The organism is Biostraticola tofi (assembly GCF_004343195.1).
In the GTDB taxonomy this organism is placed as follows: Bacteria; Pseudomonadota; Gammaproteobacteria; order Enterobacterales; family Enterobacteriaceae; genus Biostraticola; species Biostraticola tofi.
Genome location: NZ_SMCR01000002.1, coordinates 87,478 through 102,301, shown reverse-complemented (window position 1 = coordinate 102,301; position 14,824 = coordinate 87,478). Strand labels below are relative to the sequence as shown.

General features: G+C 53.7%; 19 protein-coding genes. 11 read left to right on the top strand and 8 right to left on the bottom strand.

From position 1 onward, the window contains the following. Nucleotides 1-46: 46 nt before the first annotated feature. From ibaG to mlaF, 6 genes are all read right to left on the bottom strand, one after another. On the bottom strand, nt 47-301 hold the full coding sequence (gene ibaG, locus EDC52_RS04640; protein ID WP_131864663.1) for a BolA family iron metabolism protein IbaG: 255 nt from the start codon (nt 299-301) through the stop codon (nt 47-49). Nucleotides 302-505: 204 nt separating this feature from the next. Continuing rightward, complete coding sequence (gene mlaB / locus EDC52_RS04635; protein ID WP_131864182.1) at nt 506-814, bottom strand: lipid asymmetry maintenance protein MlaB; 309 nt, start codon at nt 812-814, stop codon at nt 506-508. Continuing rightward, complete coding sequence (gene mlaC / locus EDC52_RS04630) at nt 807-1,439, bottom strand: phospholipid-binding protein MlaC (protein ID WP_131864181.1); 633 nt, start codon at nt 1,437-1,439, stop codon at nt 807-809. Before mlaC ends, mlaB begins: the two co-directional genes overlap by 8 nt. Before the next feature lie 12 nt (nt 1,440-1,451). After that, on the bottom strand, nt 1,452-2,054 hold the full coding sequence (gene mlaD / locus EDC52_RS04625; RefSeq protein ID WP_131864180.1) for an outer membrane lipid asymmetry maintenance protein MlaD: 603 nt from the start codon (nt 2,052-2,054) through the stop codon (nt 1,452-1,454). Between the two features lie 4 nt (nt 2,055-2,058). Beyond that, nucleotides 2,059-2,841, bottom strand: coding sequence for a lipid asymmetry maintenance ABC transporter permease subunit MlaE (mlaE, locus tag EDC52_RS04620; protein WP_131864179.1), 783 nt, complete (start codon nt 2,839-2,841; stop codon nt 2,059-2,061). Between the two features lie 8 nt (nt 2,842-2,849). After that, a complete protein-coding gene (mlaF, locus tag EDC52_RS04615) occupies nt 2,850-3,659 on the bottom strand; it encodes a phospholipid ABC transporter ATP-binding protein MlaF (protein ID WP_131864178.1) in 810 nt (269 codons plus the stop codon). A 248-nt stretch (nt 3,660-3,907) separates the two neighbouring features. On the opposite strand from mlaF, the gene EDC52_RS04610 reads away from it, so the two are divergent. From EDC52_RS04610 to npr, 11 genes are all read left to right on the top strand, one after another. Continuing rightward, entirely contained in the window at nt 3,908-4,864 is a 957-nt protein-coding gene (locus EDC52_RS04610; RefSeq protein ID WP_131864177.1) for a calcium/sodium antiporter, read from the top strand. A gap of 34 nt (nt 4,865-4,898) precedes the next feature. Further along, complete coding sequence (gene kdsD, locus EDC52_RS04605) at nt 4,899-5,885, top strand: arabinose-5-phosphate isomerase KdsD (RefSeq protein ID WP_131864176.1); 987 nt, start codon at nt 4,899-4,901, stop codon at nt 5,883-5,885. 13 nt (nt 5,886-5,898) lie between these two features. After that, nucleotides 5,899-6,462 carry a 3-deoxy-manno-octulosonate-8-phosphatase KdsC gene (gene kdsC, locus EDC52_RS04600; protein WP_131864175.1) on the top strand — a complete coding sequence of 188 codons (564 nt, stop codon included), beginning with the start codon at nt 5,899-5,901 and terminating at the stop codon, nt 6,460-6,462. Continuing rightward, a complete protein-coding gene (gene lptC / locus EDC52_RS04595; RefSeq protein WP_131864174.1) occupies nt 6,459-7,031 on the top strand; it encodes an LPS export ABC transporter periplasmic protein LptC in 573 nt (190 codons plus the stop codon). Before kdsC ends, lptC begins: the two co-directional genes overlap by 4 nt. Further along, nucleotides 7,006-7,554, top strand: a complete 549-nt coding sequence (gene lptA / locus EDC52_RS04590) for a lipopolysaccharide ABC transporter substrate-binding protein LptA (protein WP_131864173.1) — start codon at nt 7,006-7,008, stop codon at nt 7,552-7,554. The genes lptC and lptA overlap by 26 nt, the downstream gene beginning before the upstream one ends. Nucleotides 7,555-7,567: 13 nt before the next feature. Continuing rightward, nucleotides 7,568-8,293, top strand: coding sequence for an LPS export ABC transporter ATP-binding protein (lptB, locus tag EDC52_RS04585; RefSeq protein ID WP_131864172.1), 726 nt, complete (start codon nt 7,568-7,570; stop codon nt 8,291-8,293). A 47-nt stretch (nt 8,294-8,340) separates the two neighbouring features. Next, on the top strand, nt 8,341-9,774 hold the full coding sequence (rpoN, locus tag EDC52_RS04580; RefSeq protein WP_131864171.1) for an RNA polymerase factor sigma-54: 1,434 nt from the start codon (nt 8,341-8,343) through the stop codon (nt 9,772-9,774). Nucleotides 9,775-9,797: 23 nt separating this feature from the next. Beyond that, nucleotides 9,798-10,085: a ribosome hibernation promoting factor gene (hpf, locus tag EDC52_RS04575; RefSeq protein WP_131864170.1), complete on the top strand. Its 288-nt coding sequence runs from the start codon at nt 9,798-9,800 to the stop codon at nt 10,083-10,085. 106 nt (nt 10,086-10,191) lie between these two features. Next, a complete protein-coding gene (gene ptsN / locus EDC52_RS04570; protein WP_131864169.1) occupies nt 10,192-10,668 on the top strand; it encodes a PTS IIA-like nitrogen regulatory protein PtsN in 477 nt (158 codons plus the stop codon). Between the two features lie 113 nt (nt 10,669-10,781). Next, entirely contained in the window at nt 10,782-11,636 is an 855-nt protein-coding gene (rapZ, locus tag EDC52_RS04565; RefSeq protein WP_131864662.1) for an RNase adapter RapZ, read from the top strand. Continuing rightward, nucleotides 11,633-11,905, top strand: coding sequence for a PTS phosphocarrier protein NPr (npr, locus tag EDC52_RS04560; protein WP_131864168.1), 273 nt, complete (start codon nt 11,633-11,635; stop codon nt 11,903-11,905). Before rapZ ends, npr begins: the two co-directional genes overlap by 4 nt. 4 nt (nt 11,906-11,909) lie before the next feature. On the opposite strand, the gene EDC52_RS04555 is transcribed toward npr, so the two are convergent. Together EDC52_RS04555 and glpX are read right to left on the bottom strand one after the other, a co-directional pair. Further along, entirely contained in the window at nt 11,910-13,232 is a 1,323-nt protein-coding gene (locus EDC52_RS04555; RefSeq protein WP_230467958.1) for an HdeD family acid-resistance protein, read from the bottom strand. A gap of 498 nt (nt 13,233-13,730) precedes the next feature. Next, a complete protein-coding gene (gene glpX / locus EDC52_RS04550) occupies nt 13,731-14,741 on the bottom strand; it encodes a class II fructose-bisphosphatase (protein WP_131864166.1) in 1,011 nt (336 codons plus the stop codon). Between the last annotated feature and the right edge of the window lie 83 nt (nt 14,742-14,824).

Sequence of the window (14,824 nt, the reverse complement as noted above, 5' to 3'; positions counted from 1 at the left end):
CTCTCTGTATAAAAAAATAACGCCATTGTCCACCAGGGCCAACAGCTTAAAAACCGTTCAGTTTACGATCACGCTGCCATTCATCAGGGGTATAGGCTTTGATGGAAAGCGCGTGGATACGGTTGTCTGAAATATATTCCATCAGAGGTGCATACACCGCCTGCTGCTTTTTCACCCGACTCATACCGGCAAATTGCTCGCTCACCACGATGACCTGAAAATGACTGCCGTCACCGGAGACATGTGCTTCAGTAAGCGACAGGGCGCTCATTAACACATCTTTGATTTCTTGGTTTTCCATTAGGGAGTATTCACTGTCTTGGGTCATGAAACAGACCGCTATCTTAGATGAAACCGCCGCGCTCTGAAACAGGCAATCAGATAATCAGGAATTCTTTACGTGCGATTTTCGAGGAGGCGGGGAAAAACCCCGGCGGCACGGGTTGAAAGCGCCGTCGGCCCCGCAGTATCGTTGCGGGGACAACGACGAATTCCAGCGCTGGTATTAACTGGCCAGCGGAGTATCGGTGGGCAGGATATCGTGGAGATTGTAAAGCGTAATCAGCGTCTTGAGTCGGTCGGTGACGCCCATCAGGCTCAGGCCATGGCCATTGCGAACCTGCATCTCACAAAGATGCAGGATCATCGCCACGCCGGCGGAATCGACGCGTTCCAGCCGAGAAACATCCAGATAGCGTATGCCTGACAATACGACAGAACGTTGATCCCACAGATCGAGCAAGGTTACTCGATCCAGTTCTCCCTGCAGAATAAGCGTGCTGTCACTGACCTGCCAGCTGAGCGCATCAGCCATTGTTGTTATCCAGCGTGATTTTCTGGCCGGCAGCGGCCTGCAATTGAGCGGTCAGGCCGTCGATGCCTTTCTGGCGCAAGGTCGATGCCCATTCGTTCTGCTTGGTGGTAATCATACTGACGCCCTCGGCAATCATATCGTAGGCTTGCCAGTTATTGGTCCGGCTGTTCTTGCGCCATTGGAAGTCAAGGCGTACCGGTGGACGTCCGCCTTTATCGACGATGGTCACCCGAATGGCGATGATGGTGGCGTCTCCCAGCGGTTTTTCCGGGGCAATCTGATAGGTCTGATCACGGTACATCGCCAGCGCCTGGCCGTAAGCCTGCTCAAGATAGGCTTGGAAAGCCTTGAAATAGGCTTCACGCTGGGCCGGGGTGGCGTCGCGATAATAGCGGCCCAGTACCAGCGCACCGGCATATTTCACCTGGACATAAGGCATCAGCTCCTCGCGAACTACGGTACGAAGATATTCAGGATTCTGCCTGATCTGGCTTTGCTGGCTCTTCAGGCGGGTAAAGGTTTTCTCCGCCGCTTCGTCCATCAATCGGTAAGGGTTGGTCTGATCAACCGCCTGTGCCAGTGGGGCAATCGCCAACAGCGCCACCAGTAAAAAACGTGTAAACATGCTTATCTCCTATTATTGTCCAGCCGCATGGGCCGGTGTCTCGCCGCTGTCGGCGGCGGGCAGGTGTGAAGCGCCGTTGCCGGGCGCGGCATCAGCAGGCGGTGTCTCTGCGCCGGGGGCCGTGGCAGGGGAACCGCTATCATCGTTGCTGCCGCTTTTATAAAGGAACTGGCCGATAAGGTCTTCCAGCACAATAGCGGATTTGGTGTCCTGCAGGGTGCCGCCCTCTTTAAGGATAGCAGTGCCCATGTCAGGGTCGTCAAATCCCATGTTCAGGGCCAGATACTGTTCGCCCAGCAAGCCCGAGGTACGGATAGCCAGGGAGCTGGTGTCGGGAATTTTATCGTATGTTTGCTCGATATCCAGGGTAACCCGCGGCAGATAGGTCTGTGGATCAAGGGTGATATCGGCTACACGGCCAATCACCACGCCGCCGACTTTAACCGGCGAACGCACCTTGAGTCCGCCAATATTGTCGAACACTGCGCTTATGCGATAAGTGGATACGCTGCCCATCGAACGGATATCCGCTACTTTCAGGCTCAGGAACAGGATGGCGCACAGGGCGATAACCATAAATACGCCAACCCAGATTTCACTCTTTTTCGTTTGCATTAACTCAATTCCCAAACATCAGTGCTGTCAGCACAAAATCCAGCCCCAGTACCGCCAGGGACGCATGAACCACCGTACGGGTGGTGGCACGACTTATGCCCTCGGACGTCGGGATCGCATCATAGCCATTAAATAACGCTATCCAGGTCACGGTGATGGCAAAAACCACGCTTTTGACCAGGCAGTTGACGACATCTTTGTGCCAGTCCACCGCCCCTTGCATCGCGGACCAGAAAAAGCCGTTGTCGATGCCCTTCCAATCAACGCCGACAATCGATCCCCCCCAGATACCCACCGCGACAAAAATCGCAGTAAGCAGCGGCATGCTGATGACACCGGCCCAGAAACGAGGCGCCACTATCCGCCGCAAAGGATCGACCGCCATCATTTCCAGGCTTGAAAGCTGCTCGGTCGCTTTCATCAGACCGATTTCAGCGGTCAATGCCGAACCGGCACGACCGGCAAACAGCAGAGCGGTCACCACCGGCCCGAGCTCGCGCAGCAGCGACAGCGCCACCATCATGCCGAGACTGGCTTCCGCACTGTAAGTGGTCAGGATAATGTAGCCCTGCAATCCCAGCACCATGCCGATAAACAGGCCCGAAACAATAATGATCACCAGCGACTGGACGCCGACGCTGTAAAGCTGCTTTATCAATAGCGGCCATTGCTGGCGAAAAGCGGGTCTGCCGACCAGCGCATTGAACAGCATCATGCCCGCCCGCCCGAAGGCATAGCAGACATTGATTCCCTTGCGTCCGATTGACGCGAATGCTTCAGATAGCATGTAGAAGGTTAACTCCCTGAACCTAAAAGCTGGGTTTTGTAGTCCCTGGCGGGAAAGTTGAACGGCACCGGACCATCGGCAATACCATCGAGAAACTGGCGAACTCTCGGGTCATCGTTGGCGCGAAGCTGAGCCGGGCTGCCCTCTGCTATCACGTGCTGCTCGGCAACGATGTAGGCGTAGTCGGCGATGCTCAGCACCTCCGGCACATCATGGGACACCACGATACAGGTCACCCCCAGCGCATGATTAAGCTCATCGATAAGCTTGACCAGTACGCCCATGGTGATCGGATCCTGCCCGACAAACGGCTCGTCGAACATGATAAGTTCAGGATCGAGGGCGATAGCGCGAGCCAGCGCCGCCCGGCGAGCCATACCGCCCGACAGCTCCGAAGGCATCAGGGATGCGGCGCCGCGCAGGCCGACCGCCTCAAGCTTCATCATCACCGTGGTCCGCAATACCTCTTCGGGTAAGCGTGTGTGCTGACGCAATGGAAAGGCGACATTCTCGAATACGTTGATATCGGTAAACAGCGCGCCGGACTGGAACAGCATGCTGATTTTTTTACGAACTTCATACAGCCGCCGACGTGAAAGCGCAGGAATATTATCGCCATCAAACCAGATCTCGCCTTTATCCGGCGGCAGCTGACCGCCGATCAGACGCAACAAGGTGGTTTTACCGATGCCCGATGGCCCCATGATTGCGGTGATCTTGCCACGCGGAACCTGGAGGGTGACATTATCAAAAATTTGACGATCGCCACGTCGGAAGCTGAGCCCGCGAATGTCGACCAGGTTGTTACTCTGGTTCATCTTTTAATGCCTTTGTGTTCCATTCTCAAACCCATTGCTGCAGATATTAAAGCAATGGAGCGAGTTCTTAAAACGATATACACAAAAAACCTTGCTCTCATTTTATGTCTAACGATGGACCTTGTTTTACTTTTTGGCCGCAGCCAGTCAAAATCAACGCTCGGTTACTTAAGGTTACCCGCGCAGCGCCATGCACCGCAGGATCATTAAGCAGGGACCGGAATTATCGCCAGATCAAGGGAATCCACATGATTTTTGCCGTGTCACTGTTAATAATTGGCCTCATTCTACTTGTCTATGGCGCTGACAGATTGGTATATAGTGCCGCGGTGATAAGCCGCTCGCTGGGAATGCCGCCCTGGCTGATAGGTTGCACCATCGTCGCGTTCGGCACGTCGCTCCCGGAACTACTGGTTTCAGTCACTGCGGCGCTGAACGGCCAAATCGATATGGCGGTCGGAAATACTATCGGTTCCAATATCATCAATTTTTTACTTATTGCCGGCGGTGCGGCACTGATACACCCCATTTGCTTCCGATCCGAGATTCTGCGCCGGGAACTGCCGCTGCTGCTGCTGGTCACTCTGCTGTGCGGGGTGGTACTGGCAGATCACCAGTTAAGCCGGCTGGACGGGGTGTTGCTGCTGCTGGCAGCCGCCGGCTATCTTACCGCCATGGTCAAAATTTCACGGCTGGCGCAGCATGAAGGCAGCGATATCCTTACTCGTGAGCAATTGGCGGAACTCCCTCAGGATAGCAGTAATACGGTTGCCGTGCTGTGGCTGACGCTGGCTTTTATCATTATGCCTATCTCGGCGCGGATGGTCATTGACAACGCCGGCGTGCTGGCGCGGTATCTCGGCGTCAGCGAACTGGTCATCGGCCTGACCATCGTGGCGGCCGGCACCAGCCTGCCGGAATTGGCTACGCTTATCGCCGGTGCGCTGAAGGGCGAAAATGATATTGCGCTGGGCAATCTGATTGGCTCGAATATATTTAATAGTGCTATTGTGCTGGGCATTCCGGCCCTGCTCTCACCCGGGCCCTTTGATCCCGCCGCCTTTACCCGCGACTATTGGGTTATGCTGGCGGCCAGCGTGATATTGACCGCATTTTGCCTCACAAAGCGACGCAGGATAAACCAGGGCATGGGTGGTCTGTTACTATGTGGTTTCGTTGTCTACCTGGCCCTGTTGTTTATCTAACCCGGAATGTTGTCGGGAATATCAGGATTATTTTATGTCACATATCGCATTACCGGCGGACTTTGATTTTCCTGCCGCCGGCAAACAGGTCCTCGCGACCGAAAGGGAAGGACTGGCGCAGCTTGATCAATACATCAATGACGATTTCCGCCGCGCCTGTGAAAAGATATTTAACTGCACCGGTAAAGTAGTGGTCATGGGCATGGGCAAGTCCGGGCATATCGGCCGCAAGCTGGCCGCTACCTTTGCCAGCACCGGCACGCCGGCTTTTTTCGTCCATCCGGCAGAAGCCAGCCACGGCGATCTTGGCATGGTGTCGCCGCAGGATGTGATTATCGCCTTGTCCAACTCCGGCGAATCGCATGAAATTCTGGCGCTGATTCCGGTACTGAAGCGACTGCGGATTTCCCTCATCTGCATGACCGGCAATCCGGAAAGCACCATGGGCAAGGCGGCGGATGTGCACCTGTGTGTCCATGTACCGTTTGAAGCCTGCCCACTGGGCCTGGCGCCTACCACCAGCACCACTGCGGCGCTGGTGATGGGCGACGCTCTGGCGGTTTCCCTCCTGCAGGCGCGCGGCTTTACCGCAGAAGATTTCGCCCTTTCCCATCCCGGCGGCGCGCTTGGCCGCAAACTGCTGCTGCGGGTCAGCGACATCATGCACAGCGGCAGCGATATACCGGTTACCCCTCTCGATGCCTCACTGCGCGACGCCCTGCTGGAAATTACCCGAAAAAATCTTGGCATGACGGTTATCTGCGATGACGACATGAATATCCAAGGCATTTTCACCGACGGCGACTTGCGCCGGGTATTCGATATGGGTATCGATTTGAACCAGGCCCGTATCGCCAGCCTGATGACCGCCGGCGGTATTCGCGTCAGCCCGGCGATGCTGGCGGTCGATGCGCTGAACATTATGCAGTCTCGCCATATCACTTCAGTGCTGGTGGCGGAGCACGACCGGCTTCTGGGTGTGGTGCACATGCATGATATGCTGCGTGCCGGCGTCGTTTAATAAGGAAAGCCTTATGGTTACAAGCTCTGCCATACAAACCTGTTACGGCCCCGTCGACCAGGCAATTCTCCGGCGCGCAAGCGACATCAGGCTGCTGATTTGCGATGTTGACGGCGTCATGTCGGATGGCCTTATCTACATGGGAAACCATGGCGAAGAACTCAAGGCGTTCAACGTGCGCGACGGCTATGGAATTCGATGCTTGCTGACATCACAGGTTGAGGTGGCTATCATTACCGGCCGCCAGGCGACGCTGCTGGAGGATCGATGCCGTACGCTTGGCATCAGCCATCTCTACCAGGGACAGTCGGATAAGACTTTGGCCTTTAGGGAACTGTTGGGTAAACTGTCCTTGACGGCCGAACAGGTCGCCTATATCGGCGATGACCTTATCGACTGGCCGGTCATGTCGCAGGTTGGCTTGTCTGTCGCCGTGGCTGACGCGCATCCCATGTTGCTGCCCAGAGCCGACTATGTGACGCATATCGCCGGTGGGCGCGGTGCCGTCCGTGAAGTGTGTGATTTATTATTATTGGCACAAGGGAAACTGGATGATGCCAAAGGGTTGTCCATATGAGTAAGACAAAAAAGTGGTTGACCCTGTTACTGGGATTGCTGGCGCTTGTTCTTATCGGCTGGAACATGACCGACAGCGACAGCGAACAGAGCCCGGTCGCGGCCGACAACGGTGAACCCACCTATCAGAGCGCCCAGACGCTGACCGTGGTATATAACCCGGCCGGCGGACTGAACTATAAACTGGTCTCGGAACAGGTCAAACACTTTGCTGTCGAACAGGTAAGCTGGTTTACCAAGCCGGTAGCGACCATGTACGATGAAAATAAAGTGGCAACCTGGACAGTGAGAGCAGATGAGGCCAAGCTGACCAATGACCGAATGCTTTACCTGTATGGACATGTTCAGGTGGACAGCCTGACCGACACCTCGCAGCTTGAGCGCATAACGACGGATAATGCGACGGTCAACCTGGTCACGCAGGATGTTTCCTCCGATGACCTGGTGACCTTGTACGGCACCGGCTTTAACTCTACCGGCATGAAAATGCGCGGAAATCTGCGAAACAAGACTGCTGAGTTAATTGAAAAGGTTAAAACCTCATATGAAATCCAACCGCAAAACCGCTAATGTCATCGTGACGGCAGCACTGCTGCTGACCAGCACCGGCGCTCTGGCCCTGAGCGATGACACCAATCAGCCGATTCAGATCGACTCGGCGCAGCAGTCTGTAGATATGACGTCCAATGTAGTGACGCTGACCGGGTCGGTAGTGGTTAAGCAGGGCTCAATAGACATCAGGGCTGACAAAGTAGTTATTACCCGGCCTAACGGCGCCAATGGCAGCGAAGTGGTGGAAGGCTTTGGTAATCCGGTGACCTTCTATCAGTTGCAGGACGATGGTAAACCGGTCAAGGGCCATGGACAGAAGGTGCGCTATGAGCTGGCCAACGATTTCGTGGTGCTGACCGGCAATGCCTATCTGGAGCAGCTCGACAGCAATGTCAAAGGCGATCGCATTACCTATCGCGTGAAACAGCAGCAGATGGAAGCCTTCAGCGATAAAGGCAAACGCGTAACCACTGTGCTGGTGCCTGCTCAGCTGCAGGACAAAAATTCGGCTTCCAAGCCTGCCAACACCGCCAAACCCTAAGAGTAAGTGACCCATGGCTACATTGATCGCAGAAAATCTGGCTAAAGCCTACAAGGGCCGCCGAGTGGTGGAAGACGTCAGTCTAAAAGTCAGTTCCGGCGAGATTGTAGGATTGCTGGGACCCAATGGCGCCGGGAAAACCACCACCTTTTACATGGTGGTCGGCATCATCCAGCGCGATGCCGGGCGCATCATCATCGATGATGACGACATCAGCATACTGCCGCTGCATACCCGCGCCCGCCGCGGCATAGGCTACCTGCCGCAGGAGGCGTCGATATTTCGCCGCCTGAGCGTTTACGACAACCTGATGGCGGTGCTGCAAATCAGAAATGATCTCACCAGCGAGCAGCGTGATGACCGGGCCAATGCGCTGATGGAAGAGTTCCATATTTCCCATCTGCGCGACAATCTGGGGCAATCGTTATCCGGCGGTGAACGCCGACGGGTGGAGATCGCCCGCGCCCTGGCGGCAAATCCCAAATTTATCCTGCTAGATGAGCCGTTTGCCGGCGTGGATCCTATTTCGGTCATCGACATCAAAAAGATTATCGAACATCTGCGCGACAGCGGCCTCGGCGTGTTGATTACCGACCATAATGTTCGTGAGACGCTTGATGTCTGTGAACGTGCCTATATCGTCAATCAGGGGCACCTCATTGCCCACGGTACGCCAGCTGAAATCCTGCTTGATGAGCAGGTTAAACGTGTTTATCTGGGCGAAGAGTTCCGCCTCTGATATGGTGTCCGCAGAAGCTTAATCCGCGAGGATAATTGACGCATTTTATGAAGCAAGGTTTGCAACTCAGGTTCAGTCAGCAATTAGCGATGACACCGCAACTACAGCAAGCGATACGTTTGCTGCAGTTGTCTACGCTTGAACTCCAGCAGGAAATTCAGCTGGCTCTGGAAAGTAACCCCTTGCTTGAACAAACGGATGCCCATGAAGAAATAGATGCCCATGAAAGCCCGGACAGCGAAGCGCTGGACACCCGGGAGGCCATGGAACAGAAGGATATGCCGGAAGAATTGCCGCTGGATGCCACCTGGGACGAAATGTACTCGGCGGGTACGCCATCGGGCACCGGTACTGATTACCGCGATGAAGAGCTGCCGGTCTACCAGGGTGAAACAACCCAGACGCTGCAGGACTATCTGATGTGGCAGGTCGAATTGACGCCCTTTTCGGATCTGGACATTGCAATCGCCACCTCAATCGTTGATGCAGTAGATCAAACCGGTTACCTGACGGTACCGCTTGAGGAAATCCTTGAGGGAATCGGCGACGACGATGTCACGATTGATGAAGTCGAAGCAGTGCTCAAACGCGTGCAGCGCTTCGATCCGGTTGGCGTGGCGGCCCGCGATCTGCGTGATTGCCTGCTGATTCAGCTTTCCCAGCTTTCGGCTGAATTTCCTCATCTGTCCGAAGCCAGGCTGATTGTCAGCGACTATCTCGACCTGCTGGCCAGCCATGATTTCCGCAGTCTGCTGCGCGTGACACGGCTTAAGGAAGACGCGCTTAAATCCGCACTGGCTCTGATTCAGTCGCTTGATCCGCGTCCAGGCCAGTCTATCAATACCGGTGATTCCCAGTATGTCATTCCGGATGTACTGGTAAGGAAAACACAAAAAGGTTGGGTCGTTGAGCTGAATACCGACAGTATCCCCAACCTGAAAATCAACCAGCAGTATGCGGCGCTGGGCAATACCGTGCGTAACGATGCCGACGGCCAGTTTATCCGTAGTCATTTGCAGGAAGCCCGCTGGCTGATAAAGAGCCTGGAAAGCCGTAATGACACTCTGCTCAAGGTCACACGCTGCATCGTCGAGCAGCAGGAGGCATTTTTCGAGCAGGGCGAAGAGTTCATGCGACCAATGGTATTGGCTGATATCGCCCAGGCGGTAGAGATGCATGAGTCCACCATTTCACGCGTGACAACGCAGAAGTACCTGCACAGCCCGCGCGGCATTTTCGAACTGAAGTACTTTTTCTCCAGCCACGTCAATACGGAAGGAGGAGGCGAAGCGTCATCCACCGCTATACGTGCCCTGGTGAAAAAACTTATCGCTGCGGAAAACCCGGCCAAGCCACTGAGCGACAGCAAGCTGACGACGCTGCTTTCGCAACAGGGGATTATGGTTGCGCGGCGTACCGTAGCAAAATACCGAGAGTCTTTATCCATCCCGCCGTCGAACCAGCGTAAACAATTGGTTTGACCTACCCAGAGAAGGAAGACACTATGCAGCTGAATATCACTGGTCAACGAGTTGACATCACCGATGCGTTACGTGATTTCGTCAACGGTAAATTTTCCAAACTTGAACAGTTCTTTGACCGCATCAATCAGGTATATATTGTACTCAAGGTCGAAAAGGTACAGAAAATTGCAGAGGCAACGCTGCACGTGAACGGTGGCGAACTGCACGCTACCGCTGAGGCTGACGATATGTATGCCGCAATTGATTTATTGATTGATAAACTGACGCGTCAATTAAATAAACATAAAGATAAGCTCAAGCAGTACTAAAATTCACTGTAGCCCTCTACGCTACTCAACTTCGCATCGGCTCGTTACCGTCAAAAGTAACGGGCCGATGAGTCTTAAAGGTGAAACAGCGCCTAAGTGAACTGAAATGAACAACGATACAGCAATGCAAATAAATTCAGTGCTGAACATTGAATGCACCAAGGGATCGATACACTGCCAGAGTAAGAAAAGAGCGCTTGAAATTATCAGCGAACTTGCGGCCCGGGAGCTTAACCTGCCGTCTCAGGTGGTGTTCGATGCGGTGCTGACCCGTGAGCGCATGGGCAGCACCGGTATCGGCAGCGGGATAGCTATCCCGCACGGTAAACTTGAAGAGGATACGTTGCGCGCGGTAGGCGTATTTATCCGACTCGAGCAGCCTATCGCTTTCGATGCCATCGATAATCAGCCTGTTGACCTGCTGTTTGCCTTGCTGGTGCCAGCGGAGCAGTGCAAGACCCATCTTCATACACTGTCGCTGGTCGCCAAGCGCCTGGCGGATAAAACCGTTTGCCGTCGCCTGCGTGCAGCCCAGAGTGATGAAGAACTGTATGAAATAATGACGGAAACGCCAGCCGAGTGACCTCAAAAAGCCATTGTGCCTTTGGTCAGGCATGGTAACGTATTAAGTGCCAATTGGCGAAATGAAGGAATGCTCCGCCAATGCGTCGGGGAAATTGTCAGAGGGGTGTCGTCATGGTGCTGATGATCGTCAGCGGTCGATCCGGTTCAGGAAAATCAGTTGCATTACGCGCGCTGGAAGACATGGGGTTCTATTGCGTAGACAACCTGCCTGTGGTACTGCTGCCTCAGCTTGCACTGACCCTGGCGGATCAGAATATGTCTGCGGCAGTCAGTATCGACGTGCGCAATATGCCCGAGTCGCCGGAAATTTTCGACGAGGCGATGAACAACCTGCCGCAGTGTTTTTCTCCCCAGCTGCTGTTTCTCGATGCTGAACGAAATACACTGATCAGGCGTTACAGCGATACGCGCCGCCTGCATCCCCTTTCCAGCAAGAGCCTGTCGCTTGAAAGCGCCATCGATGAAGAAAACAGCCTGCTGGAGCCGCTGCGCTCGCGGGCCGATCTGGTTATCGACACCTCTGAAATGTCGGTGCATGAACTGGCCGAAATGCTGCGCACCCGCCTCTTGGGCAAGCGCGAACGTGAGTTGACCATGGTGTTTGAATCCTTTGGTTACAAGCACGGCATACCTATCGACGCCGATTATGTTTTTGACGTTCGTTTTCTGCCCAACCCCCACTGGGACCCCAAGCTGAGACCGATGACCGGTCTGGATAAGCCAGTGATGGCCTTTCTCGATCGCCACACCGAAGTCCATAATTTCATCTATCAGACCCGCAGCTATCTGGAGTTGTGGCTGCCGATGCTTGAGACCAATAACCGCAGTTACCTGACGGTGGCCATCGGCTGCACCGGCGGTAAACACCGTTCGGTTTATATCGCCGAACAGCTGGCCGACTACTTTCGCGCGCGTGGCAAAAATGTGCAGTCACGCCATCGCACATTGGAAAAACGTAAAACATGACGGTCAGGCAGACGGTAGAAATCAAAAATCGCCTCGGTATGCATGCCCGGCCGGCGATGAAACTGTTCGAGCTGGTACAGAGTTTCGATGCTGAGGTTCTGCTGCGTAACGACAGCGGTACCGAAGCCGAAGCCAGCAGCGTTATCGCCCTACTGATGCTGGACTCTGCCAAAGGCCGAAGGATTGAGGTAGAGGCCAGCGGACCGGAGGAAATCAACGCCCTGAAAGCGGTGATAGACCTATTTGACTCCGGTTTTGACGAGGACTGAAGGCCTATCTCTGAATTGGCGTTTCCCGCCGCCATTGCTGGCGCAGTTCGATCATCCGACGGACAGACCAGCGGAAGGTATCTAACCAGGACCCTGACGGTTGCTTGTCAACCAATATGCTCAGCACCCTGGCATAATCCAGGATCAATCCAGGCGTCCATGCCATAGTTTCAGCGCGTCGGCGGATCTGCACAGCAATCCATAATTCAGGCCGCACTAAAAATTTGAAAAAGGTTTCCCAACCGCCGTGATGTCCGTAAAGCCGTTGCGATGCCCCCGCTAAGGCCGCTTCCAGTGCTCTTGCGACGGTGCTGGAGCAGTTTCGATGGGTCAAATTATAGGTATTATCCTTCTGGTACTGTTGCCAAAACAGTTTTAATCGCTGTTCGTCATAGTTCCGAATATGCACTTTCACCGTCGAATGACACCATTCTTCTGACTCTGTGTGATAATCGGGCAAAAACCTGCCCGGGACATTATTTTCACAGGTCGCCCTTAACAGTTGGATAAACGCTTCTGGTGAATGCTCAATCTCATCCTTGGGGTATAAGCTGATGTAAATCCCTTCCGGAGATTCCAGCGCGGCATGTCCAGTTGAAATCACGCCATTGTTATCCACTGCGGCTATATAGCGGCTGGTAATAGGCTGCCGTACCACGGCGCTGGCTGACGTACCGACGGGTGTCCAGATATGAATAACCAGCGCGCGCGCCTCATCAGAGCCGAGTCCGCTATTTGCACCGTCAACCGGGCCCTGCAACGAGCACGCTGTACCGCTAGGCGCGGTGGTTGTCTGTTCCGACATGCGGCACACCTTGTACGCCAGCATAATCATATTCCAACCGGCGAAAAGCAATGCTATGCCCAGGAAGTAAGGCACTGTGCCTTCATAATTGCTCGGGTAAGGCTGATAGAATGAAATCGCCACTGCTATTTCTACCAGACCGCCAAACATGACATAACGCCAGGCGGGATAGCGCACCAGATGGGCCGAAATGATCTGTAGCAGGCCATCGACCAGGAATAATGTGCCAAATACCAGTGACAGCACGATATTGCCCTCATGATGACCAGCCAATATCAGTAACGCCGCGATGATAAATGAACTGCCTTTGATGTAGCGCAGTGTTTTCTGCCCGCCCGCATCATTTAAAGCCAGCAGAACTGTGGCAATACCTTCAATTAATAAAATAGCCGCGAAAAAAGACAATGGAAAATAAAGCGAGTTATCCAATGCATCAATAGAGACGATAGCACCACAAAGAACACTCAGAAGACCGATAAACATCAAGCCGAACCAGCGGGCACGTAGGTAATTGATTCCCATTAAAACAATCGTGATGTGAATCATATGTTCTCACTCAATTCCGACGGCGGTTGATGACGGCTTTTAAAAAAAATGAACGAATATCATTAATTAAGTGTAGCTAGTATTCTTTCTGTAACTAATTTTTGTTGTCATATTAAGCATGATGTACTTTAAACGGTCGATAAATAAACATTAAGATGAAGCTTTCATTTTTAGCTTAAAAAGCAATAAACAAAAAATACTACATAATCATCTACATATAGTGGATGCAATTAATTACACCCTGTTCAACTAATTAATGTTTCGCCTTACACCGGCCCCAATCGGCGTATCGCCGATTATCTTTGATAATAGGAATTAATGATTTATCGGCCGTCGGCAGAGAGACCTTAATGAAACGACCCTGCAGGACGTTGATAAACGTCCTGGCAAATGGGATCAAGCGCACACTCTGGCTTAGGCGCTAACAGGCAGCGATACTGACTGCCAGCATCCGCGCGGAAATCTGCTCTGCGGTCAGATGATGAGTTCCAAGAGCGGGGGATCTTTACGATGAAGATAGTGGGTAGCGATAATTCGACGAATAGTACGGCTTTTCCCTCTGATGAGCAGGGTTTCGGTAGTCGCTATATCGCCGCGCCGAGAGACGCCTTTCAGCAGCTCGCCGTGGGTAATGCCGGTCGCCGAAAACACCACATTATCATTACGCGCCATTTCAGCCAGGGTCAGCACTTCACCGGCCTTTATCCCCATTAGATTACAGCGGGCAAGCTCCTTTTCGCCCAGCAGCCGATTGTCCGGCGTATTTCCTTTTACCTGATGCCGAGCCAGCAGGCGTCCCTGCATATCCCCGTCCATGGCGCGGATCACCGCAGCGGAAATAACGCCCTCTGGCGCTCCACCAATGCAATACATCACATCAACGTCACTGTCCGGCATGCACGTCAGAATGCTGGCGGCCACATCGCCATCAGGTACCGCAAATACCTTGACGCCCAGCTGTTTCATTTCCAGTATGACGGCATCATGTCGTGGTTTGGCAAGCGTGATGACCACCAGTTCCGCTAACGGCTTTTGCAATCGTTCGGCCACATTGCGCAAATTGTCCGCCAGCGGTAAGTGCAGGTTTATACTGCCGCGGGCCAGTGGTCCTACCGCCAACTTTTCCATGTACATATCGGGGGCGTGCAAAAACGTCCCCTGATCACCGACTGCCATGACCGCCAGCGCATTGGACTGACCCATGGCGGTCATACGAGTCCCGTCGATGGGATCGACGGCGATATCTACCGATGGACCATCACCGGTGCCCACTTTCTCGCCAATATAAAGCATTGGCGCTTCGTCAATTTCGCCCTCGCCGATAACGATGCGCCCATCGATCGCCACCTTGTTCAGTACCAACCTCATCGCCTGCACCGCAGCCCCGTCAGCGGCATTTTTATCGCCACGACCCAGCCACTTATAGCCTGCCAGCGCGGCCGCTTCGGTCACCCGGGAAAATTCAATCGCCAGTTCACGTTTCAAGAAAACACTCCTTTATCATTCAGGCGTAACTCACTCGGGGAGCCACCTGAATGCCATAATCATTAGGGCAGTGATTATACCTG